Source organism: Gemmatimonadales bacterium (genome assembly GCA_036500345.1).
In the GTDB taxonomy this organism is placed as follows: domain Bacteria; phylum Gemmatimonadota; class Gemmatimonadetes; order Gemmatimonadales; family GWC2-71-9; genus Palsa-1233.
In genome coordinates this window covers 38247-61240 of sequence record DASYCE010000028.1, presented here as the reverse complement: position 1 = coordinate 61240, position 22994 = coordinate 38247, and the positions used below count along the sequence as shown (strand labels likewise).

Annotated in this window: 20 protein-coding genes; 12 read left to right on the top strand and 8 right to left on the bottom strand. The window is 66.4% G+C overall.

The genetic code is table 11. The features are described 5' to 3' along the window. The first annotated feature begins 38 nt into the window (after window positions 1-38). The 6 genes from VGM20_12850 (at window position 39) to VGM20_12825 (ending at window position 6048) form a co-directional block, all read left to right on the top strand. A complete protein-coding gene (locus tag VGM20_12850; protein HEY4101754.1) occupies window positions 39-806 on the top strand; it encodes a YiiX/YebB-like N1pC/P60 family cysteine hydrolase in 768 nt (255 codons plus the stop codon). Beyond that, window positions 806-1534 (top strand): SGNH/GDSL hydrolase family protein, encoded by a 729-nt coding sequence (locus tag VGM20_12845; protein ID HEY4101753.1) that lies wholly within the window; start codon window positions 806-808, stop codon window positions 1532-1534. The genes VGM20_12850 and VGM20_12845 overlap by 1 nt, the downstream gene beginning before the upstream one ends. Next, window positions 1534-2463, top strand: coding sequence for an MBL fold metallo-hydrolase (locus VGM20_12840; GenBank protein HEY4101752.1), 930 nt, complete (start codon window positions 1534-1536; stop codon window positions 2461-2463). Before VGM20_12845 ends, VGM20_12840 begins: the two co-directional genes overlap by 1 nt. Before the next feature lie 72 nt (window positions 2464-2535). Further along, window positions 2536-4950, top strand: coding sequence for an ABC transporter permease (locus VGM20_12835; GenBank protein HEY4101751.1), 2415 nt, complete (start codon window positions 2536-2538; stop codon window positions 4948-4950). A gap of 82 nt (window positions 4951-5032) precedes the next feature. Continuing rightward, a complete protein-coding gene (locus VGM20_12830; GenBank protein HEY4101750.1) occupies window positions 5033-5635 on the top strand; it encodes a methyltransferase in 603 nt (200 codons plus the stop codon). Continuing rightward, window positions 5635-6048, top strand: coding sequence for a DUF1761 domain-containing protein (locus tag VGM20_12825; GenBank protein ID HEY4101749.1), 414 nt, complete (start codon window positions 5635-5637; stop codon window positions 6046-6048). Before VGM20_12830 ends, VGM20_12825 begins: the two co-directional genes overlap by 1 nt. A 36-nt stretch (window positions 6049-6084) precedes the next feature. Here the strand turns inward: VGM20_12825 and VGM20_12820 are convergent, their stop codons facing one another. From VGM20_12820 to VGM20_12800, 5 genes are read right to left on the bottom strand one after another with little or no spacing between them, the layout of a single operon-like run. Further along, window positions 6085-9294 carry an efflux RND transporter permease subunit gene (locus tag VGM20_12820; GenBank protein HEY4101748.1) on the bottom strand — a complete coding sequence of 1070 codons (3210 nt, stop codon included), beginning with the start codon at window positions 9292-9294 and terminating at the stop codon, window positions 6085-6087. A 2-nt stretch (window positions 9295-9296) separates the two neighbouring features. Then, window positions 9297-10412 carry an efflux RND transporter periplasmic adaptor subunit gene (locus VGM20_12815; protein ID HEY4101747.1) on the bottom strand — a complete coding sequence of 372 codons (1116 nt, stop codon included), beginning with the start codon at window positions 10410-10412 and terminating at the stop codon, window positions 9297-9299. Further along, window positions 10412-12025, bottom strand: coding sequence for a TolC family protein (locus VGM20_12810; protein ID HEY4101746.1), 1614 nt, complete (start codon window positions 12023-12025; stop codon window positions 10412-10414). The genes VGM20_12815 and VGM20_12810 overlap by 1 nt, the downstream gene beginning before the upstream one ends. Next, window positions 12022-12597 (bottom strand): helix-turn-helix domain-containing protein, encoded by a 576-nt coding sequence (locus VGM20_12805; protein ID HEY4101745.1) that lies wholly within the window; start codon window positions 12595-12597, stop codon window positions 12022-12024. Before VGM20_12805 ends, VGM20_12810 begins: the two co-directional genes overlap by 4 nt. A 55-nt stretch (window positions 12598-12652) precedes the next feature. Then, complete coding sequence (locus VGM20_12800; protein HEY4101744.1) at window positions 12653-13945, bottom strand: MFS transporter; 1293 nt, start codon at window positions 13943-13945, stop codon at window positions 12653-12655. A gap of 25 nt (window positions 13946-13970) precedes the next feature. Between VGM20_12800 and VGM20_12795 the strand changes: the two genes are divergently transcribed. Continuing rightward, the gene (locus VGM20_12795; GenBank protein HEY4101743.1) at window positions 13971-15569 is read left to right on the top strand and encodes a DHA2 family efflux MFS transporter permease subunit; all 1599 of its coding nucleotides are present in this window, start codon (window positions 13971-13973) and stop codon (window positions 15567-15569) included. 15 nt (window positions 15570-15584) lie between these two features. Here VGM20_12795 and VGM20_12790 read toward each other — a convergent pair whose 3' ends face one another. After that, window positions 15585-16019: a GNAT family N-acetyltransferase gene (locus tag VGM20_12790; protein ID HEY4101742.1), complete on the bottom strand. Its 435-nt coding sequence runs from the start codon at window positions 16017-16019 to the stop codon at window positions 15585-15587. A gap of 138 nt (window positions 16020-16157) precedes the next feature. Between VGM20_12790 and VGM20_12785 the strand changes: the two genes are divergently transcribed. Continuing rightward, window positions 16158-16502 (top strand): PadR family transcriptional regulator, encoded by a 345-nt coding sequence (locus VGM20_12785; protein HEY4101741.1) that lies wholly within the window; start codon window positions 16158-16160, stop codon window positions 16500-16502. Next, window positions 16502-19183 carry an ABC transporter permease gene (locus tag VGM20_12780; GenBank protein ID HEY4101740.1) on the top strand — a complete coding sequence of 894 codons (2682 nt, stop codon included), beginning with the start codon at window positions 16502-16504 and terminating at the stop codon, window positions 19181-19183. The genes VGM20_12785 and VGM20_12780 overlap by 1 nt, the downstream gene beginning before the upstream one ends. A 20-nt stretch (window positions 19184-19203) precedes the next feature. Here the strand turns inward: VGM20_12780 and VGM20_12775 are convergent, their stop codons facing one another. Next, a complete protein-coding gene (locus VGM20_12775; protein ID HEY4101739.1) occupies window positions 19204-19665 on the bottom strand; it encodes a hypothetical protein in 462 nt (153 codons plus the stop codon). 188 nt (window positions 19666-19853) lie between these two features. On the opposite strand from VGM20_12775, the gene VGM20_12770 reads away from it, so the two are divergent. Together VGM20_12770 and VGM20_12765 are read left to right on the top strand one after the other, a co-directional pair. Next, the gene (locus VGM20_12770; protein HEY4101738.1) at window positions 19854-20372 is read left to right on the top strand and encodes a DUF4440 domain-containing protein; all 519 of its coding nucleotides are present in this window, start codon (window positions 19854-19856) and stop codon (window positions 20370-20372) included. Window positions 20373-20384: 12 nt separating this feature from the next. Further along, complete coding sequence (locus tag VGM20_12765; protein ID HEY4101737.1) at window positions 20385-21110, top strand: alpha/beta hydrolase-fold protein; 726 nt, start codon at window positions 20385-20387, stop codon at window positions 21108-21110. A gap of 3 nt (window positions 21111-21113) precedes the next feature. Here the strand turns inward: VGM20_12765 and VGM20_12760 are convergent, their stop codons facing one another. Beyond that, a complete protein-coding gene (locus VGM20_12760) occupies window positions 21114-21872 on the bottom strand; it encodes a DUF3108 domain-containing protein (protein HEY4101736.1) in 759 nt (252 codons plus the stop codon). 141 nt (window positions 21873-22013) lie between these two features. On the opposite strand from VGM20_12760, the gene VGM20_12755 reads away from it, so the two are divergent. After that, complete coding sequence (locus tag VGM20_12755) at window positions 22014-22970, top strand: hypothetical protein (GenBank protein HEY4101735.1); 957 nt, start codon at window positions 22014-22016, stop codon at window positions 22968-22970. Window positions 22971-22994: the final 24 nt, after the last annotated feature.

The window sequence follows — 22994 nt, the reverse complement described above, 5'->3', positions numbered from 1 at the left end:
GGTGACCTTCCCACCGTTCGCGCGCTAGCCCGATGCTGATGTCCGACCGCTTCGGCCGCGTCCTCGCCGGATATCTCACCCGGCCCTCCAGGCATCCGTACCAGGTCACCTCCTCGGCTCCCGACGCAATCACCGCGACGCTCAAGGCCGGCGACATCCTCCTGATCGAAGGCGACACCCGGATCGCCGTCGCGATCAAGTACCTGACGCAATCGAGCTGGTCGCACGCGGCGCTCTGCATCGCCAACCCCGATCCGGTCGAGAAGGGTCGCGACAGCATCCTCCTCGAGGCCGACGTCAACACCGGGGTGCGCATCGTTCCGCTCGAGATGTACGCCGGCCTCCACACCCGGATCTGCCGTCCGGTCGGACTGTCGCCCGACGAGATCCATCAGGTGGTCGACTACGCGATGCAGCGGGTCGGTAACCAGTACGACATGAAGCACTTCTGGGACCTGGCGCGCTACCTCCTTCCGACACCGCCGGTCCCGACGCGCTGGCGGCGGCGCATGGTTGCCCTCGGCAGCGGCGATCCGACCCGCGCAATCTGTTCCACGCTGATTGCCGAAGCGTTCCGCAGTATCGACTATCCGATCCTCCCCGAGGTGGTCCTCTCGCGCAACAGCGATCTCGCCGCCGAACATAGTTACGCCGAGATGATGCACATTCAGGAACACGGGCTGTACATGCCGCGCGACTTCGACGTCTCGCCGTATTTTCAGATCGTCAAGCCGACGCTGACCCTCGGCTTCGACCCGCACACGCGCCGTCCCCTCGGCGGAACCGCAACGACGGAGGAAGCGTGATGACGACTCGACGCGAATTCCTGCAGGCGACGGCGGCCACCGCGGCGGCAAGCGCTTTGCCCGCCGGCACGCTCTCGGCGAGTGTTGCCGTCGATGCCTCCGCCACGATCGTCTTCCAGGGCGATTCGATCACCGATTGCGGCCGCAACCGCAAGGCGGCGGCAGCAAACGATCCCGGTGCGCTCGGTACCGGCTATCCGCTGCTGCTGACCAGCCGGCTCCGTGAGGAGCAACCGAAGAGTGACTATCAGTGCTTCAATCGCGGCGTGAGCGGAAACATCGTCGCCGATCTCGCGGCGCGGTGGCAGAGCGACACTCTCGATCTCAAGCCTGGGCTGCTGTCCATCCTGATCGGCGTCAATGACGTCTGGCACACACTGGGAAAGACGCCGGCGGCCGATGTCGTGAGCGGATACGAATCGGGATACGCGGCGCTCCTCGCGCAGACGAAGCGCGCGCTGCCGCAGGTGAAGCTGGTGGTGCTCGAACCGTTCGTGCTGCACACCGGTGCGGTGACCGATGCGTGGTTTCCGGAGTTCGACCAACTCCGCGCAGCATCCCGCCGAGTCGCCGATCGCGCCGGTGCGCGCTTCGTGCCGCTCCACGAGATGTTCCAGCGCCGAGCGGCGAAGAGCAGCGCGGCATACTGGGCATCGGACGGAGTGCATCCGACGGCGGCGGGACACGAGGCGATCGCTGATGCATGGATGCAGGCGGTGAAGATCTGATGCTGCACCGCGCGGCGGCCGCTATCGCAATGATTGCCATAGCGACCGGCGCCGGCACATGGAGCGGGAAGAGTCCTGCCGTTGCACTGCCTCGCGCCGACCGCACCGCGATCGTCTTTCTCGGTACCGGCACGCCGACTCCCGATCCGACATCATTCGGCGCAGCGACGGCAATCGTCGTGGGATCGCGAGTCTTTCTCTTCGACGCCGGCGTCGGCGTGGAGCGGCGGCTTGCGGCGGCGCATCTTCCGGTGAGCGGCCCGACCGCGACGTTCATCACCCATCTGCACAGTGATCACACCCTCGGTCTCCCCGACCTGATCCTCACATCGTGGGTTGCGCGGCGGCGTGCACCGTTGCAGCTCTACGGGCCGCACGGCCTCAGGAAGATGGTCGACGATATCCTCGACGCGTGGAGCGAGGATATCGCAGTCCGGATCAACGGGCTGGAGCACGAGCTTCCGGATGTCTATCGCGCCGATGTGCACGAGATCTCACCTGGCGTGGTGTACGACAGCGACGGGGTGCGAGTGACGGCAATCCCAGTGCGGCACGGCGACTGGAAGGAAGCGTACGGCTATCGCGTCGACACGCCGACGCGATCGATCGTGATCTCCGGCGACACCCGTCCCGATGATTCGCTGGAGGTCGCCGCACGGCACGTCGACGTCCTGATCCACGAGGTCTATCCGGCATCGCGAGTCGCCCCGGAGAATCGCCCCAATGGAAATGACTGGCCGGCGTATCTCAAGAGCTTTCACACCTCTGACGTCGAACTCGGCGCGATCGCTGCCCGCGCCGCACCGCGCCTACTTATTCTCGATCACATCGTACGGATGGGTGCCACTGACGGCGAGCTGATCGCCGGCGTTCGGCGCGGCGGGTACACCGGGCGGGTGGTGATCGCCCGGGACCTCGACCGCTACTGACCGGCCGGGAGAGAGGGCGACAACCCTTTTTTCGGCTCCTGCATCCAACGACGTACCTGCCAGGAGCCGACCATGTCCCAGATCCGCGATGCCGTGCGTGCGCTGCTGCGTGCCCCCGCCGTCTCTCTCTCCGCGATTCTCTGCCTTGCCCTGGGGCTCGGCGTCACATCGGCGGTATCGAGCGCGATCGAACGGGCGCTGCTACAACCGTTGCCGTTCCGCGATCCCGGCCAGCTCGTCACCGTCTATCGCACCACGCCGCATTTCGTCACCGGGCCGTTCTCCGCACCGAACTATGAAGACCTGGCGCACAGCACCAGGAAGCTGACGGCGTTGTCGGCGATCTCGTTCGGCACGTCGCTGCTGGTGCAGGGCGGGCAGGCGATGCAGACGAGCGTCCTTCAGGTGAGCGGCAATCTCTTTCCGATGCTCGGCGTCCAGCCGCAATACGGGAGGCTCCTCACACCGGCGGATGACGGTCACGACCAGCCACAGGTCGCGGTGCTCAGCGATGAATTGTGGCGCGACCAGTTCGGCGCCGACCGGTCGATTGTGGGCAAGACGATTCTCCTCGACGGGCAGCAGGTCAGCGTGGTGGGGATCGCGCCGCGGGACTTCCGGATTCCGCGCGGCGCCGGGGTGCTTCGCGCACAGATCTGGTTGCCGCTCCGGTTCTCCGATCAGCAGATGCAGCAGCGGCGCAGCAATTTCCTCCCGCTCATCGGCCGTCTCGCGCCGGGTGCAACACCGGCGTCCGCTACAGCGGAGCTCAGCCAGCTCTTCGATGGACTGGTTGCGACCTATCCCGACTTGAAGGGCGAAGGAATCAATGTCGTGCCGCTCGCTGCCGACGCGACGGCGGCGATTCGCACGCCGTTGCTGCTCACCTTCGGCGCAGTACTGATGGTGCTCCTCATCGCAGCGACCGATGTCGCATCACTCCTCCTCGCGCGCGGCGTGCAGCGGCGCCGAGATACCGCGATCCGCTCGGCGCTAGGCGGGTCGCGCTGGGAGGTGATGCGGCCGGTCATGGTCGAGAGCCTCGTGCTCGCCGCGATCGGCGTGGTGCTTGGTCTGGCGCTCGCGCTCGCCGGTGTCAAGACGATCGGTGCCCTCGCGGCGGCGCGACTGCCGCAACTCGCCGGCTTGACCGTCGATGCCCGCGTGGTCGCCATGGCGCTCGTCCTTGCGGTGATCGTCGCCGTTGCGTGCGGCGCGGTGCCGGCGTGGCGCGCGGCGTCGGTCGATCCGCAGGATGCGCTGCGCGACGGGCGCGGCGGCGGGATGGGACGCGGACAGCATCGCACCCTTGGCGCGCTGGTGATTGCCGAAGTGGCGCTGTCGCTGATCCTGATGGTCGGCGCGGGACTGGTGCTCAAGGGATTCTCGCGGCTGATGTCGAACGATCCGGGCTTCGACCCCAACCCGATCCTCACCCTCAACCTCACCGTCTCGCCGCAAGCATACCCCGGCCCGACGGCACCGTTCGGACAATTCCTCGACCCGGCGATCGCGGCAATCCAGCAGGTTCCGGGGGTCGCCGCCGCCGCGGCAATCCAGCTGCTTCCGTACGACAACTGGGGATGGAACGGCAACGTTCGCTACGAGGGTCAGCCCGGCGACAACCCGACACAGCTGCCGCTGGCGGAGAACCGGGTCATCACGCCGGACTTCTTCGCCGTGACCAGGCAGCGGCTGATCTCCGGTCGGTTGCTGCGGCCATCGGATGACGAGCGCAAGGAGTCACCCTACGTCGTGGTCGTGAACCAGGCACTCGTGGCGCGCGACTTCAAGGGAAAGGATCCGATCGGCAAGCGCTTCTACACCGGCGACACGACCTTCGGCACCATCGTCGGCGTGGTGAGCAACATCCGCAACGCGGGACCGTTCGCTCCACCCACTGCGGAGATGTACAGCACCTATCGGCAGAGTGGTATCGGGACCACGTCGTTTCCCGTCATGGTGCGGGTGAAGCATGGTGACCCGAACGCGGTCCTTCCAGCGGTGCGCGCTGCGGTGCGCCGCATCGATCCGCTCGCAGCGGTCACCGGTGTGCGCACGATGAACGAGATCATCACGACCAGCGTCGGGAAACCGCGCTTCTTCCTGATCCTCCTCGGCACCTTTGCGCTCGTTGCGGTGATCCTGGCGATCGCGGGGCTCTATGGCGTGATGAGCTACGCAGTCGCGCAGCGGACGCGCGAGCTCGGGATCCGGAATGCGCTGGGGAGTTCGTCGGCGGGGATCGTGCGGCTGGTCGCGTCACAGGGGATGGTGCTGGTCGGGATCGGCACCGCAATCGGTCTCGCCGGGTCGGCGGTCGTGACGCGGCTGCTCACCGGCCTCCTGTACGGGGTCAATCCGCTCGATGTCGTGACGTGGGTTGCAGCGTGCGCCCTCCTGGCGGTGGCGGGACTCGCCGCGACGCTGGTCCCGTCATTCCGCGCCACGCGGGTCGATCCGCTGACAGCGATGCGCGTCGAATAGCGGACACTGTGGCGCGGGGCCAACATTGTCGCGGCGTCGCACAGACTGGTGACGGGCTGGCCCGCTTCCTATCTTCGGTTTCGTGCCCCGTTATCGCGTGGCCCGACCGGCCCCCGCATTCTGGAACCTGACCAAGACCGTCCCGATCATTGCGGGAGGGTCGTTCGTGCTGTCGTGGTTCGTCCCGAAGATCATGGTGGCGTGGCAGCACGACGCCGCACTCGACACCTTCTTCTTTCCTGAGCGCGGCGATCTCGGTCTCGCGGTCCTGATACTCGGCACGCTCCTCGTCGCGTGGAGTGCGGTGGTGCTCGCGATCAAGGGCGGCGGGACACCGCTGCCCTTCGACGCGCCGCGCCGGCTGGTGGTGAGCGGGCCCTATGCGTGGTTCCGAAACCCGCTGGTGATCGGGCTCGTTGTCCAGGGGATCGGTGTCGGGATCTACTCGGGCTCGGTGCTCGTGCTGCTCTTCGTTGCGGCGATTGCGCTGATCTGGAACTTCGGCATCCGTCCCGCCGAGGAGGACGCGCTGCAGAAAGTCTTCGGCCGCGACTTCGAACTCTACCGGCGTGAAGTCCGCTGCTGGCTGCCGATGCGCCGCGCGTGGACACCGCCGCCGCACACCGGCCCGATTTCGCTTGAAGAGCTCCCGGCGGAAATGGTACCGAAGCGGCGGCGGCGCTGATGCCGGAGGTCAATTATCTCGCCGTTGTCGCTGCCGCCGCAGCCGCATTCGTGCTCGGCGCGCTCTGGTATTCGCCGCTGATGTTCGCGCGTCCGTGGATGGCCGAGAGCGGCGTCACGCTGGAGATGATCCGCACCGATCCGATGGTGGCGCGCCGGTACTCGGCGGCGCTGATCGCGGCGCTGCTCGCGGCGTACGCGATGGCGGTGCTGCTGGTCACGCCGCAACACCATTCGCTGGTGATCGGCGTCAAGCGGGGGTTTGCGGGCGGCGTCTGCTGGATCGCGATGTCGTTCGCGTCGAACTACGCCTTCGAGCGGAAGTCAGTGCGGCACTGGGCGATCAGCGCGGGGTATTACGTGGTGCAGTTCACCGTGATGGGTGCGGTGCTGGGGGTGATGAACCGTACGTAAGCCGATCCCTCGCTACGCTCGGGATGACACCCGCGGCTACCGCTTCTCCGCGGCGACGACCTCCGGCACCTCATGCTCCGCCGTTTTCGGCGCCCACGCAGCACTCCCACCGAACACCTTCGCCGCCGCGCGCGCAAACCACGTCCTGCCGCCGTCGATGATCTCGTAGAACGTCGGAATCACCAGCAGCGTCAGGATCGTCGAGGTGATCACCCCGCCGATCACGGCGCGGCCGAGCGGCGCGCGGAAGTCGGCGCCCTCGCCATGCCCGAGCGCCACCGGAAACATTCCCGCGATCAGCGCGAAGGTGGTCATCAGGATCGGCCGCAAACGGATCCGTCCCGCCTCGATCAGCGCGTCACGCAGCGAGAGACCGCGCTGCTCGCGCGCCGCCTTGGCGAAATCGAGAAGCAGGATCGCGTTCTTCGCCACGATTCCCATCAGCAGGATCACGCCGATCAGCGACATGATGTTGAGCGTGTCGTGCGTCACGATCAGCGCGATCACCACGCCGATCAGCGACAGCGGCAGCGAGATCAGGATCGCGATCGGGTCGAGGAACGAGCCGAACTGCACCACGAGGATCATGTACATCAGCAGCACGGCGATGCCGAGTGCGGTGAAGATGTCGCGGAAGACTTCGGCCTGGTCGCTGCTCTGCCCGCCGAGGGCGATCGCGTACCCCGGCGGGAGGTTCAGCGTCCTGAGCTGCTTGAGGACGTCGTTGGAGACTTCGTTGAGCGCGCGGTCCTGGGTGTTCGCCTCGACCGATACGACGCGACTGCGGTCGATATGATCGACCTGTCCCGGCGCCTCTTCGACGCCGATTTTCGCGATCTGGCCGAGGGGGATGACGTGCACCCGCCGATCGGTGCCGGTGACGGTGATCGGCAGCTGCGCCAGGTCGGCGGGGCGCTGGCGTGCTTCGGGAGCGAGGCGGATCCGGACGTCGCGCGTTTCGCCGGTGGGATCGACCCAGTCACCCTGATGAATCCCGGCGAACGCCGGCCGCATCGCCTGCGCCACCTGTGCGATCGAGAGTCCCATCGAGCCGGCGAGGGCGCGATCGACATCGACGGTGAGTTCCTGTCGCGCGCCGCGCTGTGACAGTCCCACGTCGGCGGCGCCGTGCACCTTGCTCGCGAGCGTGACCCCCTGCTCGCCGAGGCGAGTGAGGACGGCAGCATCGGGGCCGCGAATCTGGAACTGCATCTCCTTGATCGCCCCGCCGAAGCCCCCGGTGAAGACCGAGGCCTTCACGCCGTTGATCTGTGCGAACTCTCGCCGGAAGATGATCCCCAGATCGTTCTGCGACAGCGACCGCGACGCCTTGGGCGTGAGCTTGATGTAGAGGTCGGCCTGATCGACACCCGGCGTCCTGAGCGGCACCGCGCTCCCGATCGATGCGTAGGTGTATTCCACCTCCGGATGTGCCCGCGCGAGCTTCGCAATCGCCTCGGTCCGTTCCTCGGTGTAGGCGAGGTTCGAGCTCGGCGGCGCTTCGACGATCACCTCGATCTCGCTGCGATCGGAGACGGGGACGAAACCGAATCCACCCAGCGTCATCTGCAACGCGATGGCGCCCACAAAGGAAAGCACGGCGAGCGCCACCATCGTGTAGCGGTGATCAAGCGCCCAGCCGACGATGCTGGCGTAGTTGTCGGTGCGCCGCGCAAACCAGTGATTGAACTTGTCGAGCTGCCGGGTGATCCAGTGCTTCTGGTGTTCGTGCCGGTGCGGATCGGGCCAGTACGCCGAGAGCATCGGGTCGAGCGAGAACGATACGAAGAGCGAGACCAGCACCGCGCATGCGATGGTGAGCGCGAACGGCTTGAACCATTGCCCCGACAGCCCCGACATGAACGCGATCGGCACGAAGACGCAGACGATCGAGAAGGTCGTCGCGGCGACCGCCATCCCGATTTCGGCGGTCCCCTCCTGCGCCGCGCGCAGGTGATCCTTCCCCATCTCCACGTGTCGCACGATGTTCTCGCGCACCACGATCGCGTCGTCGATCAGGATGCCGATCGCGAGCGAGAGGCCGAGGAGCGACATCGTATTGAGGGTGAAGCCGCACGCCCACACGGCGATGAAGCTCGCCAGCGCGGAGACCGGAAGCGCGAGACCGGTGATGACGGTCGACCGCCACGAATTGAGGAAGAGGAAGACGACAAGCACCGTGAGGAGTGCCCCTTCGATCAGGGCGCTCTGCACGTTCTCCACCGCGCGCGACACACGCACACCGGCGTCACGCACGATCGCCACCGTGGCGCCGCGGGGGAGCGTCGGCTGGATCTGATTGATCACGGTCTTCAATTCATCAACCACCTGCGTCGTCGAATACCCCTTCGACTTCTTCACTTCGATGCCGACTGCCGCCTTGCCGTTGAAGTCGGCCGCGGTGCGGAGTTCCTCGTTCCCCTCGAAGACGTCGGCGACATCGCCGAGGCGGATGAGCGAACCGTTGCGCTGCGCGACGACCACCTGCCGGAACGCCGCGGCGTCTTCGGGGCGGCCGCGCAGCCGGATCGACTCTTCGGTCGACGCGCCGTTGAGGCGGCCGACCGGCGCGGCGAGATTCTCGCTGCCGAGCGCTGCGACGACATCGTTGACGCCGACGCTGGCGGCCTGCATCGCGTCGGGCTTGAGCTGCACCGTCATCTCGGGATACGACCCACCGACGACCGTCGCCTGGGCGACACCGGGAACGCCGCGCAGCGCGCGCACCACCGTCGGATCGGCGACCTGGGTGAGTGCGCGCGCATCCATCCCCGCGCCGGTCACGGTGAGCGAGAGGATCGGCTGTTCACTCGGGTCGAATCGCGAGATGACCGGATCATCCATCTCGGCCGGGAGGTTGCTGCGAATCGTCGAGATGGCGTCGCGGACATCCTGCGCTGCTTCGGCGACCGGCTTGCTGAAGTCGAAGAAGACGGTGAACTGTGCCAGGCCATCGACGGCGTTCGCCGTGGTCTTGTTGCGGTCGACGCCGGAGAGCCCGAAGATCGCTTCCTCGACCGGATCGATGATCTCGCGTTCGACCACGTCGGGTGCCGCGCCGGGATAGGTGATCGTGACGCCGACGACCGGCTGGGCGATGTCGGGGAATTCATCGGTCTGCAGATTGATCAGCGCTGCCACCCCGAACGCCACCAGGGTGATCATCGTGACGACGGTGATCAGCGGACGGCGGATCGCGAAATCCGAAATCCACATCCGGTGCTGCGGCACGTCGTGCCCCGCCATCGTCAGTGATCTCCCTGCGTGACGCGCACGGACGTACCGGCCGGCGTGCCGAGCGCGGCACTGAGAAGAACGGTATCGCCGACGGAAAGTCCGCTCAGCACCTGCACTCGCTCGGCGAGGTCATCGCGCACGCCGAGGGATACGTTCACGTCCTCGATCTTGCCGCCACGGACGCGATGCACCATGGTGCTCGCGGTGCGCGTATCGAGCGCAGCGGTGGGAATTGCGATCCCGTGCACCACCGACAGCGCCACCCGTCCCTGCGCAAAGAGCCCTCCGGCAAGCGACCGGTCCTGATTCGGCACGGTGATGTAGAGGCGGACCTGCCGCGTCACCGTGTCGACCGTCGGGTTGATCCGCGCGACGTGCCCGGTGAAGGTGTGCCCGGGATTGCCGTTGACCGAGAAGTCGACCTTGGTGCCGGCCTTGATCCTCGAGATGAAATCGGCGCCGACCGATGCATCGAGTTCGAGTTCGCTCGGATCGACGATCGTCATGATCGGATTGCCGAGCTGCAGCACATCGCCGGTGTTGGCGGGGCGGGTGCTGACCTGGCCGTTGAACGGCGCGCGGACGATGGCGTTGGAGAGCTGTCGTTCCGCCGTCGTGAGCTTGCTCTGCGCATCGGCGACTGCCGCGTCGGCTGCGACCGATTGATTGTGCGCCACCTCGAGATCGCGGTCGGCGATCGCACCGGCGGCGTGCAGATTGACGTTCCGGTCGTAGTTCCGCTTCGCCACATCCGCCGCGAGCTTCGCGCTGGTCAATTGTGATCGCGCCGATCGTGCCGCCTCGGCGAGGGAGAGTGTGTCGATCAACGCCAGCACCTGGCCGGCATGCACCACAGCACCCTCGTCGACGTACATCCCTTCGATCGTCCCGGCCGCCTGCGCCTTGAGTTGGGCGGAGCGATCGGGAGTCAGCGTGCCGGAAATCGCGGGACCGCTTTCCACCGTGGCAGAGTCGGCAACGGCGACATTCCCCGAGGCGACATCGACCGGTGGGACCGCCGCGGTGGTCGCCGGGGTGTTCTTGCCGCCGCACGATGCGATCGTCGCGACAGTCGCCGAGGCTGCAATCAGGGTGCGGAGTCGCAGCTGCAACACGTCGATGCGCATCACTTCCCTCCGCCGCCGATGGAAGAACCGGTTCCGGCCGGGCGCCCTGTACCTGTCGCCGGATTCGCAGGATTCACCTGATTGGCGGCGGGTGCCGTGGCCGGCGTCGCGGCGGGAGTTGTCCCTGCGCCGGCGCCGCCGGTCCCCGCGGAGAGGCCGGTATTGAACGGCAGGTCGCGCAGCAGCGAAATCCTGATCCGGGCCACCTGCAGGTCGCGCGCTGCCTGGGCGCCGTTCGCCTCGGCCTGACCCAGCTGGAGCCGCACGTCGGCGACTTCTGTCAGCGTCGAGAGCCCGTTCTGGTACCGAAGCTCGGCGATATCGTACGCGCGCTGAGCCTGCGCCGTCGTGCCAAGCGACGCGGTCCACGCCGCTTGCGCGCTCTCCAGCTGGGTGCGCGCATCACCTTCTTCGAGTTGCGCCTGCTGGCGCGCTTCCTTGAGCCGCATCTCCGATTGCTCGCGCGCCGCTTCGGCCGCGAGAACATCGGCGTGGAGCCGGCCGCCGTCGTAGATCGGCACCGTCATCTGCACGTTGACCGACCAGTCGGTGAGGAACCGGTTGAATGAGAAGACGTCCTGGGGAAAGTCGATCTTGGCGTACGTGCTCGACAGTGACACCGCCGGCAACCGCTCGGCCCGCGCCGTGCGTACCTGGCCGTCGCTCGCCCGCACCGCAGCCTGTGCCTCGCGCACCGGTGCGCGCGCGTCGACCGCCGTGTCGTTCGCCGCCGCGACGCGCGCGGCGTATGCGGGGAGCGGCGCCGTCGCGGTGTCAGTGAGCGGCGTCGTGAGCACAAGCTGCGTCGACGCGGGAAGATCGAGCACCTGCCGCAACCGCAGGAAGGCGTGATCCCGGTCGGCGCGGCGCTGGATCACCACCGGCGATTGATTGTCGCGCGCCACGCCGGCGCGGAGCTGATCGAATTCGGCGGCGTTGCCGACCTGCCGCTCGAGACGGGTCTGCTCAAAGGTGCGCTGCGCCTGTGCCAGCGTCGAATCGGCGATGTCGACCAGCCGTTGCGCCAGCTGCGCGTCGAAGTACGCCTGCGCCACGTTGAGCACGGCGGCGGCGCGCTGTGCATCGACTTCGATCGACGCCTGGTCACGACCAGCGTTCGCCGTGGCGACCTGACCGGCAACCTTCAGGTCGAAGAGCGTCATCGATCCCGACAACCCGAAGTTCCAGGTGTTCGCCTGTCCGAACGGCAGGTTCGCCAGCGAAAAGCCCGATCCATTCGCGGTGCAGTCGAGGGCGTGCTCCAGCGAATCGAGCCGGTCGGCGAGCGGCAGCGACGGATTCGGCGCGAAATGATGGCAGTTGACCGGCGTCGGAAAGGTGTCGGTGTTCGAGGCTGCGAAGGCGGAGAATTCCGAATTGAGCGTGCGAGTGTACGTCGCGCTCCCATTGATCTGCGGGAGGTACCCCGATCGCGCCCGCAGCCAGCTCGCCTGGGCACTGGTCGTCCCTGCGCGAGCAATGCCCACAGCCGGCGATGCCAGATCGGCGCGCGCCAGCGCCTCCTGGAGCGAGAGCGACAGCGGCCCTCCCTGTGCGGTGGCCCGGGTCGCCGTGGCGACGAGGAAAACGGCTGCCCACAGCAGTGATTTCATGCGTCCTCCCCGGCGCCGAGGCCGCGAAGCAGGAGTTCGACCTGGCAGTCAATCAGCGTCGGAAAATCGATGGCGTGCACTTCGGGAATCACGTCGCGGGTCATTGCGTCCATGAAGACGCTGCGCATCAGCAGGGCGGCACCGGCATCGATCAGCCGCGGCAGCGTGATCAGCCCGCGGTCCGCGGCGCGACGGAGATAGGCGGTCAATTCCTCGCGTGCCACGCGGCCCCCCTCGCACGCCTGCGGCGCGAGCGCCGGCCGCTCTTCGGCCTCGGCGAGACAGCTCAGGATGATCCCGCGCTTCTGGGCGATCGACCGATGGTGCGCGGTCGCCCAGCGGACCAGCTCGCTCCGGAGATCGGAGGGAACGCCCGGAAGCGTTGCCGGGACCTGCTGTGATGCATGCTGGATCGCCTCCAGCAGCAAGGATTCCTTGGAACCGAACTGCCGGAAGACGGTGACCTCATTCACGCCGGCCGCTTCGGCGATCCGGCGGGTCGTCGTTCCTCTCCACCCGTACTCGGCGTAGAGCCGGGCGGTCACATCGAGAAGGGAATCGCGGGTAGGCATGGGAGGGGCAAAGTACCGAAGCGGCAATGAAATGCAAGTGCTTGCTAACGTCAGGTCATGGCTCCTCCGTCGGTGGAATGATCCCTCGTTCGATATAGATCGGGCGCACATGCTCGCGGAGACCGGGAAGGATCCGCAGGAAGACGAGTCCGCCCGCCACGCAGGTGAGGCCGCCGGCCAGGATGGTGTGCGGCGCGCCGATCCGGGCGGCGAGTTCTCCTGCGAGGAGGGCTCCGAACGGCACCGTTCCCATGATCGCCATGGTGTAGAACGCCATCACCCTCCCGCGCATCTCGGGGCGCACCAGCGTCTGCAGCAGCGTATTGCTCCCCGCCATCTGCGTCATGAAGCCGATGCCGACAAAGAGGAGGAGCCCGATCGAGAGAAATATGTTCCGCGAAAAGGAGAAGGCGACGAGCGCGCCGCCAAAGGTGAGCGTCGCCTGCGGAACGAGCCGTCCCAAGCCGCGCACCGACCGGCGTGACGCGAGATGCAGCGCTCCGATGAGCGCGCCGACGCCGACGGCACCCATCAGGAAGCCATATGCCAGTGCGTTGCTGTGCAGCACGTCGCTTGCGATCACCGGCATCAGCGTCGAATACGGCATCCCCGCGATGCTGGTAAGCGTGAGGAGGAGGAGAATGGCGCGAATCGGCGGGAAGCCGCCTGCGTAGCGCACACCAGCAACGAGCTCGTCCCAGACCCGCGTGTCGCGCCATTCGCGGACTTCGTGCGCAACGCGCATCAGCCAGAGCGAGCCGATCACGGCGAGATAACTCACGCCGTCGATCAGGAAGCACCACCCTTCGCCGACCGACGAGATCAGCGCGCCGGCGATCGCCGGGCCGATCAGCCTCGCGGCGTTGACCATCGTCGAATTGAGTGCGATGGCGTTGGAGAGATCGGCGGGATCGTCGACCATCTCGATCAGGAAACTCTGGCGCGACGGCGTGTCGAAGGCGTTGATCATTCCCTGGAACGCCTGCAGCACGAGAATGTGCCAGACCTGGATCACCCCGGTGAGCGCCAGCGCCGCCAGCGCGAACGACTGCAACATTGCCAGCGTCTGGGTGACGAAGAGCACCTTGTATCGGTCGAGCCGGTCGACCCATACTCCGGCGATCGGCGCGAGGAGAAACGTCGGGACTTGTCCGAAGAAGGCAACGAAGCCCAGGAGGACGGCAGAATGCGTGAGGCGGAAGACGAGCCAGGAGGTCGCGACACGGGTGATCCAGGTGCCGACCACAGACGTCCCCTGCCCGGCGAAGAAGAGACGGTAGTTGCGATGGCGCAGGGCGCGGGCCAGCGAGGGAACGCTGCGCCGCGCCGGAACTGGGGCCGAAGTCATTGCGGCGCAATCTAGAGAGGACGACATGACACCCGGGGACGGTCCGCCTGCTGCGACGAGGACGCCGCCCGGCTCGGCCACCGCGTCCGATTCCGGGAAATGGCTGATCACCGCCAGCGTCATGACCGGCTCGATCATGGCGGCGCTCGATTCGAGCATCGTCAACGTTGCGCTGCCCGACATGAGCGGCTCGCTCGGCGTGACGATCGTCGAAATCACCTGGGTGGTCACCGGATACATCCTCGCCAACGTCATCGTCATGCCGATCACGGCGCTGCTGAGCGCGCGATTCGGCCGGAAAAACTTCTACATGGCGAGCGCAGTCCTCTTCACCATGGCGTCGATGGCGTGCGGTCTGGCGCGAACGCTCCCGGTGATGGTCGCCTTCCGCATCCTGCAGGGGATCGGCGGCGGCGTGCTGATCACTGTCTCGCAGGCCATTCTGCGCGAGAGCTTCCCGCGTGAGGAACAGGGAATCGCGATGGGGATCTACGGCCTCGGCGTCGTGCTTGCTCCCGCCTTCGGGCCGACGCTGGGCGGCTGGCTTACCGACAATTACTCGTGGCCGTGGATCTTCTACATCAACGTGCCGATCGGCGTGATCAACGTCATGATGGTGACGCGGTTCATCAAGGATCCGCCGTATCTGGTACGCGAGAAGGGATACATCGATTTCCCCGGGCTTGGTCTGCTCGTGGTGGGGCTCGGAGCGCTGCAACTGTTGCTGGAGGAGGGAGAGCGGGAGAACTGGTTCCAGTCGGCGTTCATCGTACGACTGGCGATCATCGCAACGGTCGGGCTGCTCCTCTTCGTCTGGCGAGAACTTGCGGCGGAGCGCCCGGCGGTCAACCTGCGGATACTGCGCAACATCTCCTTCAGTTCCGCCACCGCGATCGGAGGGGTGCTCGGTCTCGGACTGAACGGCTCACTCTTCCTGCTGCCGCTCTTCCTGCAGGACCTGATCGGATTTGACGCGACGCATTCGGGGATCGCCATGATGCCGCGTTCGCTGGCGATGGCGCTGCTGATGCCGATCGGCGGGCGATTCTACAACCGGCTCGGCCCCCGGTTGCTCGTCGGTGCCGGGCTCGTCGTCACCGCGTACGGGTTCTGGGCGATCTCGCACCTGACGACCGACGTCGGGATGAGCGACATCATCTGGCCGCAGGTGTGGCAGGGGGTCGGCTTCTCGTTGATCTTCGTGGCGCTATCGACCGCGGCACTCGCGACGATCCCCAAACCGCAGATGACGCAGGCGACGGGATTGTACAACGTGGTGCGCCAGGTGTTCGGCAGCATCGGCATCGCCATTGCCGCGACGCAGCTCACGACGGCCACCACACGCTATCACGACATCCTGGCGCAGGGTGCGGGGGTCGCCAATCCGCAGGCGAGTGCGTTCATCAGGAATACCACCGCCGCGCTGATGCGGGCCGGCGCCGATCCGGTGCTGGCGCATCAACGCGCGCTGCAGATTCTCAACACCGACGCCGAGCAGCAGGCGGCGACGCTGGCGTACAATCACCTCTTCCAGCTCGTCGCCATTCTCTTCCTGGTCGGCCTGCCGCTGGTGTACTTCCTCCACAAGGGCGACGACGCCGATGTCGAGATCGCCGTGGAATAGCGGCGAATTACGGTGTCACGGGGTGCGCTCCATGTAGACATGCGTTGCATCGGGGCCGACCGCGAAGCCGCAGCGTTCATACAGCGTGCGGGCGTCGCGAGTCAGGAGGGTGAGCCGGCGCAGCTGCTGGAGATCCGGATGTGCGATGACGCATTCGGTGAGCCACTGTCCCAGTCCGGCGTTGCGGTGCCCGTCGGCGACGACGACATCGGTCACGTAGCCGTAGGTGGCGCGATCGGTCACCACGCGGGCGAACCCGATCAGCGTGCTGCCGCGGTACAGCGCAAAGGCGAGTGAATTCTCCACCGCACGCGCGAGGACGTCGACCGGAATCGAGCGCGCCCAGAAGGTGGTGCGGAGGAGTTCGAGCGCGGCGTCGAGGTCGAGCCGGGCGCGGTCGGTCGAGATGGCATAGTCGCCGCGGGTCCACAGTTGCGGGGTGTCGTTCATCAGCCCTCCGGATCGGATCAGAGAAGGATCGCCTCCCGATCATGACGACGGTGTGACGGCGTCGCAATCCCGGGGAGATCCGCGGCGGCGACCGGCCCGGGGTTGCGCGACGACCGGATAACATAGATCATCTATGTCATGACGACTTCCGACCGCCATCCGATCCCGCCGGGGACCCTCGACATGCTGATCCTCCGCACGCTGGCGCACCACAAGGAACTGCACGGCTTCGAAATCGCCGAGACGATCCAGCACACCTCGGCGGACGTACTGCGGGTCGAGGAGGGGTCGCTCTATCCCGCGCTGCAGCGGATGCTGGTGCAGGGATGGATCACGGGAACGTGGGGGCGGACGACCGAGAATCGCCGCGCGCGCTATTACCAGCTCACGGCGGCGGGACGGAAGCAGCTTGCCCGCGAGCTCAACGATTACCGGCATGTGAGCCGGGCCATTGCACGAGTCCTCCATCCGGAGCCGGCGTGATGATTGACCTGTCGTGGTGGCGTCGCGCCAAGCTGTTCCTCTTTCGCGATCGCGCGTCGCGGGAGCTGGAGGAGGAGATGCGGTTGCACCGGGCGCTGCGTGCCGAACAGCTGGCCGGGTCGGGGATCTCCGATGCCGACGCGCGCGCCATGGCGCAGCGACGATTCGGCAACGCGACCAACGTGGAAGAGTCGAGCCGCGAGATATGGGGATTCGCGGCGGCGGAGACACTGCAGCAGGATCTCCGCTATGCGGCGCGGCGGTTGAGGCAACGTCCGGGATTCACCGCCGCCGTGGTGATCGTGCTGGCGCTCGGCATCGGGGCGACGACCGCGATGTTCTCCGCGGTGGATGCCGCGATCCTGCGACCGTTGCCGTTTCCGCATGCCGACCGGCTCGTGATTCTGCCCGACGTCAATATCCCGTTCGATCCGGGACCGACACAGCATTTCCCGAAATCCGCCACGCATTTCGTCGACCTCAACGACGCCAATGCGATGCCGAACGTGTTCTCCAGCGCCGCCGGATACGCCGTCGGCGGTCTCAATCTCGGCGATGCCGAGCGGCCGACGCGACTGACGATCGCGGCGGTCACGACGAATTTCTTCGCCACGCTCGGCATTGGCAGCGCGATCGGGCGGACGTTCGCAGCCCAGGAGGGGGTGCCTGGTCGGTCACACGTGGCGCTTCTCTCGTGGGGGTTGTGGCAGCGGCAATTCGGCGGCCGCGAGATGATCGGACGGTCGATCATCCTCAATACCAAACCGTACGTCGTCGTCGGGGTGATGCCGCGTGGCTTCTCCTTCCCGGAGGAGGCCGATCTCTGGATCCCGATGACGTTGCCGACGACGTTCGAGTCGTTCGAGGCGTTCCGGAACTACCTGCCATCCTCGGTGATCGCGCGGCTCGCGCCGGGGATATCGGCCACCACGGCATCGCATCAGTTGCTGGCGCGCTGGCGTCAGGGACTGGCACCAGGACTCAAGGGCGAGGCCAATGGGCAAGGGTATCTGCACGACTCGCTCCACGACCTCGAAAAGAGCGGCGGGATGATTTCGCTGCAGCGGGGTCTCGTCGGCGACCGGCGCACCGCGCTGGTGCTGCTGCTCGGGGCGACGGGCTTGCTGCTGTTGATCGCGTGCGCCAACGTGGCGAATCTGCTCTTGTCGCAGGGAAGCACGCGTCGACGGGAAGTCGCGGTGCGCGAAGTGCTCGGCGCCACGCGATCGCGAATCGTGCGCCAACTCCTCACCGAGAGCGTGCTGCTCGCGATGATGGGGACGGCGATCGGCGTCGCGGCCGCGCCGGCGGCGCTGCGGGTCATTGCGTCGCTGATACCGCATCAACTCGCGGGCGTCGCGCCGATCGGCGTGAACTTGCGCCTCCTCGCCTTTGCGGCGGCACTCGCACTGCTCACGGGCATCGTCCTCGGACTCTGGCCGGCGCTCGGCGCGTCCCGAGGCGATCTCAGTGGCGCCGTCAAGTCCGGAGGCGGCCACGGTTCGACGGGGGCCGCGTTCGGGATGTCGAGACGGCTGCTGGTCGGCGCAGAGCTGGCCCTCGCCGTGATGCTGCTGATCGGCGCCGGATTGATGCTGCGCTCGTTCGCGCGCCTCCTCGACACGGATTCCGGGATGCAGGTCGAACATGCGGGCACGTTGCAACTGACCTTTCCCTCGTCAATTCCATGGGGGCGCAAGCGGGTCGAGATCAACGCGATCCTCGATCGTCTCCGCGCGTCGCCGGGGATCGTTGCCGCGGGCGCCGTGAACGACCTGCCGCTCAGCGGTAGCGGCGGCATCGCCCTCCAGATCACGGCGGACGGGGTTCCCGCGCATGACGATGACGTGGGCGCCCGGGATCTTTTCGCCTCGCCCGGGTATTTCGCCGCCCTGGGCATCAAGGTGATTGCCGGGCGCGATTTCGCCGCAACCGACGATTCCGGCGGCCCGTCCGTGGCGATCATCAGCACGTCGGTGGCACGCCACTATTGGCCGGGACAATCACCGCTCGGCCGGGTATTCCGCTCCGACCCCAACACGCCGATCACCGTGGTCGGCGTCGTCGCCGACACTCGCCAATCGACGCTCGACGTCGATCCGACGCCGCAGATGTACATGCCGATGGCGCAGTGGACGCCGCCGAACGTCGCGATCGTCGCGCGCGGCACGATGGCGCCTGCCGCCATGCTCGACGCGATTCGCAATGCTGTGCGTGCGATTGATCCGACGCAGGCGGTCTACAATGTGAGGACGATGACCGACGTGCTCGGGCGGTCGCTGGCGCCGAGACGCACGAACACGCTGCTGCTGAGCGTGTTCGCAGCACTCGCGTTCGTGCTTGCGGCGGTCGGCGTCGCCGCCGTGGCTGGGTACGGCGTCACGCAGCGGCGCCGCGAACTCGGCATCCGCTCTGCACTCGGCGCCTCCGGCGCCGACCTGATGGCGTTGCTGTCACGCGAGATGGCGATCGTCGCCACGATCGGGATTGCGGTCGGACTCGCCGGTGCGTGGGCACTCGCCCGGGTCACGTCATCGCTGGTCTACGGCGTCGCGATTCACGACCCGGTCACCTTCGTCGCGGCGCCGCTACTGCTGCTGGTCGCGGCGATCGTCGCGACCGTGGTCCCTGCGCGCCGTGCGCTCCATGTCGACCCTGCCACGGTGATGCGGAACGACTAGCGGGAGCGCTGAAGCCGCCGCTACGGCTTCTCGCGGGCGGCGACGAAGAGCCGGCTCGGCATGTCCATCGATCCATCGACCGCGAAGAGGGTCGACGCGCCGGCCAGCTGCTCACCGTGCACTTCGAAGGTGTATTTCGTCGCCATGCGGATGGTGTGGTCGTCGCCGTTCATCACGATGTGACGGTCGACCGGTTCGGTCTCGATGGTGTACGACGTGCCGGTGCGCACGCCGTGAACGGCGAGCGGCTTCGGCGCAGTGCCGGTGCTGTCGGGGGCGAGGGTCCACGTCCCGGCGATCGAGTCGCCGCGCATCGTGAAATCGAAGGTCGCCTTCCGGCTCGAGACGACGGTCTCTTCGCCGTTCTCGCTGCGGATCGCGGTCGGGTAATCCATGCTCCACTTGCCGGCGATCGGGTCCTGCGCCGACAGCCGCGTGGCGCCTGCCGCGACCATCATCATCGCGGCGGCAATTCGAATCATCATTGTCTCCCCTTTCCAGGCCGGGCGAATCGCCGGGCGGCTGCTGGTTGGTGGTTGGCGTGTTCGGGGAGTGAGGATGCGCCGAATGTGCAATCCGTCGCAGCGATGCGACGATGCTTACGGATCGCGGTTCCGCGCCGTATGATATCGACCGAGGCCCTCATCCCTTTCATCGAGCCGGAGGAGAGATGCGAATGAAGAAGCTGATCTGGAGTGCGGTACTCGGTGCGCTGGCGGCGTGCGCAACGGCGCCAAGTGCCGGCGGACCGGTGGCGGGCACGGCGGCGGACAGTGCCGCGATTCGCGCGATTGCCGCCGACTACGCCCAGGCCTTCAGCAAGCACGATGCAACGCTGATCTCCCCGGTCATCGCTGATGACTATCAGGATGTCGATGTAACCGGGAAAGTCACCCAGGGACACGACGCTGCGGTTGCGGCGATGAAGGCCGGCATGCCACCCGACAGCGGAACGATGACCACCGCCACGACCTACATCCGCTTCCTCACGCTGACGTCGGCGATCGCGGGCGGAACATGGACGATGGCAGCAGCGAACGGGATGAATTCCCACGGGGCCTGGATGGCGGCGGCGGTGAAGAAGGATTCGACGTGGAAGGCGATTTCCACGCTCGCCGCGAACGACGACAGCGCGCTGATGGCGATGGCCGCGTCGATGCCGAAGGCCGGGAAACAGAAGGCGCCGTAGTAATATTGGCGCATGTGGCAGCGCCAACATCATTCCTGGGCGAGCCCCGCGCTCGGCGGCCGGCAGATGGATCTCCTCCTCTTCGGCCATGCCGGTGCGCGGGTGCTCGCATTTCCGACCTCCCGCGGCAGCTATCACGAGTGGGAAGATCGGCAGATGCCCGAGGTGCTCGGCGAGCAGTTGACGGCGGGTGCATTGCAACTCTGCTGCGTCGCCAGCGTCGATGACGCGAGCTGGTACGACGAGACGATTCCGGTGGCGGAACGTGCCGAGTGGCAGTTGCGATATGATGGATATCTCAAGGATGAAGTCCTGCCGCTGCTCGCATCGGGCAATCCCGATCCGACGCTGATCACTGCGGGCGCGTCGTTCGGAGGGTACCATGCGATCACGTTTGCAATGCGGCACCCGGAACTTGTCGCGCGGGTGTTGTCACTGAGCGGCCTCCCCGACATCCGTCGGCTGACGCACGGCGACTTGGGCGGCCCGGTCTACTTCTGCAATCCCGCCGAGTTCATGGCCAACGAGCACGATCCCGCGCGGATGGCGGCGTTCCAGCGGATGGACATCATCCTCGCCGTGGGGCACGACGATTCGCTCTGCCCGTCGAACGAGGCGTTCTCAACGCTGCTCTGGAACAAGGGAATCGGGAACGCGCTGCGAGTGTGGGATGGCTGGGCGCATGACTGGCCGTTCTGGCAGCGGATGCTGGCGATGTACATCGGTGGGCACGACTAGCGATCACGGCGCTCGCTGGGGAAGGATCACCTGCCGGAGCAACAGCGTGTACGACCCGGACTGGATCTGCACCGGAAGCCGCAACGAATCATCAGTCATCCAGATGCGGGCGTTCTTCCCGCTCATGAACATGCCGTGCGGTGGATCCTCCACGACCGGCCAGATCACCAGGCACATCGTCTGATTTCCCCCCGGGAGCTTGCACGGCTCGCGATCGAGCACGTTGATCAGCACCGGATTGCGGTCATCGCGGAAATACCGCGGCAGCTTGTACGTCTTTCCCGGCTGGAGCGGCGTTGACGGAAGACGGAGGAAGTAGATGAAGGCGAGGTCGTCGAGGGGTTTCGACGGCGTAGCGTGCCGGTTCGTGTCGCCGTGATTGGTATAGAAGCCTGAGTCGGCGCGGATGGCAAAGTCGTCGTCGCGGTCGTAGTGGCTCTCGTGCACCCGGTCGACAAAGCGCCGGGAGACGAAGTCATTCACGCCGGTCCACGAGAGAAGTTCGCTGTGATTGTGGTATAGCGGCACCGAGATGTCGGTGATCAGGGAGAATTTCCAGGCCGGCATGCCGCCGATGGTGTCGATCCCCGCCACGGAGAGCGTGGAAATCTTTCCGATGCTGATTGGCACGACGACACGATAACTCCCGCCATAGACCAGCTGCTCACCGACCCGCCAGGGGACGGATGTTCCCTGCGCCACGCCCGGGAGCGGGGCCGATGCGAAACGCGCGAAGAGGACCGCGAGCAGGACGGTCAGCATGGTTGATTCCAAGGTAAGGACGCCCGCGGCTCCCCGCTCCACCTCGCCGGAACCCGATAGATTCATCGCGAGACCATGGCGCCGGCGACGACCCGTCCGGCAGTTCCCCGTCGTCGCTGTCGATCCCGCACCGGAGCCGCGATGCCCCACACTTCCCCCACGCGCACCATCGGCCTCCTCGTCGGCCGCGAATGGTCCTGGCCGCCGGCGTTCATCGACGAAGTCCGCAAGCGCGACGTCGGCGTGGTCGCCGAGTACGTCTCCCTCGGCGCGCCAACCCTCGACGAGAAGATTCCCTACGACGTGGTAATCGACCGGATTTCTCACGAGGTGCCGTTCTACCGGATCTGGCTCAAGCACGCGGTGCTGCAGGGTGTCACCGTCATAAACAATCCATACATGTGGACCGCCGACGACAAGTTTTTTGGCGCGACCCTCGCCGAAGCGTGCGGGATCCGGTCGCCGAAGACCGTCGCGCTGCCGAACAAGGCGTACGTCCCCGGGATCAAGCACGACGAGTCGCTGCGCAACCTGCAGTATCCGCTCGACTGGGAAGGTGTGATCCGCCACGTCGGCCTGCCCTGCATCCTCAAGGACGCGCACGGCGGCGGATGGCGCGACGTCTACGTCTGCCGCACGCTGGAAGAACTGATTCATCATTACGACGAGTCCGGCCTCCTGTCGATGATCGTGCAGGAGTTCATCGAGTGGGACGAGTTCGTGCGCTGCATCTGCATCGGGCGCACCGACATCCTGCCGATCAAGTACGACCCCAAGGAACGCAAGTACCACGCTGACGACACCTTCCTCTCGCTGGAAATGCGGGCGCGCATCATCGCGCAGTCGCGCACGCTGGTGCGCGCGCTCGACTATGACATGAACTCGATCGAGTGGGCGATCAAGGACGGGGTGCCGTACGCGATCGACTTCATGAATCCGGCCCCCGACTTCGACATCAATTCGTTGACACCCGCGTATTTCGACTGGGCGGTGCGCGCCATGGCCGACGTCGCGATCGAGCGGGCGCTCGAACCACGACGAATCCCGAAGCCGAAGGCCTCGGCATTCTTCGCGGGCCGCGAGCTGGCGATTCCGTGATGCCGGCGACTCGCGCTGATCGCC

Bases quoted from the DNA above. Each gene is read 5' to 3' on its own strand.
- VGM20_12765 (HEY4101737.1), top strand. From the start codon at position 20,385: ATGTGGCAGCGCCAACATCATTCCTGGGCGAGCCCCGCGCTCGGCGGC.
- VGM20_12810 (HEY4101746.1), bottom strand. From the start codon at position 12,025: ATGAAATCACTGCTGTGGGCAGCCGTTTTCCTCGTCGCCACGGCGACC.
- VGM20_12840 (HEY4101752.1), top strand. From the start codon at position 1,534: ATGCTGCACCGCGCGGCGGCCGCTATCGCAATGATTGCCATAGCGACC.
- VGM20_12755 (HEY4101735.1), top strand. From the start codon at position 22,014: ATGCCCCACACTTCCCCCACGCGCACCATCGGCCTCCTCGTCGGCCGC.
- VGM20_12850 (HEY4101754.1), top strand. From the start codon at position 39: ATGTCCGACCGCTTCGGCCGCGTCCTCGCCGGATATCTCACCCGGCCC.
- VGM20_12825 (HEY4101749.1), top strand. From the start codon at position 5,635: ATGCCGGAGGTCAATTATCTCGCCGTTGTCGCTGCCGCCGCAGCCGCA.
- VGM20_12775 (HEY4101739.1), bottom strand. From the start codon at position 19,665: ATGATTCGAATTGCCGCCGCGATGATGATGGTCGCGGCAGGCGCCACG.
- VGM20_12820 (HEY4101748.1), bottom strand. From the start codon at position 9,294: ATGGCGGGGCACGACGTGCCGCAGCACCGGATGTGGATTTCGGATTTC.
- VGM20_12835 (HEY4101751.1), top strand. From the start codon at position 2,536: ATGTCCCAGATCCGCGATGCCGTGCGTGCGCTGCTGCGTGCCCCCGCC.
- VGM20_12845 (HEY4101753.1), top strand. From the start codon at position 806: ATGACGACTCGACGCGAATTCCTGCAGGCGACGGCGGCCACCGCGGCG.
- VGM20_12785 (HEY4101741.1), top strand. From the start codon at position 16,158: ATGACGACTTCCGACCGCCATCCGATCCCGCCGGGGACCCTCGACATG.
- VGM20_12760 (HEY4101736.1), bottom strand. From the start codon at position 21,872: ATGCTGACCGTCCTGCTCGCGGTCCTCTTCGCGCGTTTCGCATCGGCC.
- VGM20_12805 (HEY4101745.1), bottom strand. From the start codon at position 12,597: ATGCCTACCCGCGATTCCCTTCTCGATGTGACCGCCCGGCTCTACGCC.
- VGM20_12780 (HEY4101740.1), top strand. From the start codon at position 16,502: ATGATTGACCTGTCGTGGTGGCGTCGCGCCAAGCTGTTCCTCTTTCGC.
- VGM20_12800 (HEY4101744.1), bottom strand. From the start codon at position 13,945: ATGACTTCGGCCCCAGTTCCGGCGCGGCGCAGCGTTCCCTCGCTGGCC.
- VGM20_12790 (HEY4101742.1), bottom strand. From the start codon at position 16,019: ATGAACGACACCCCGCAACTGTGGACCCGCGGCGACTATGCCATCTCG.
- VGM20_12795 (HEY4101743.1), top strand. From the start codon at position 13,971: ATGACACCCGGGGACGGTCCGCCTGCTGCGACGAGGACGCCGCCCGGC.
- VGM20_12815 (HEY4101747.1), bottom strand. From the start codon at position 10,412: ATGCGCATCGACGTGTTGCAGCTGCGACTCCGCACCCTGATTGCAGCC.
- VGM20_12770 (HEY4101738.1), top strand. From the start codon at position 19,854: ATGCGAATGAAGAAGCTGATCTGGAGTGCGGTACTCGGTGCGCTGGCG.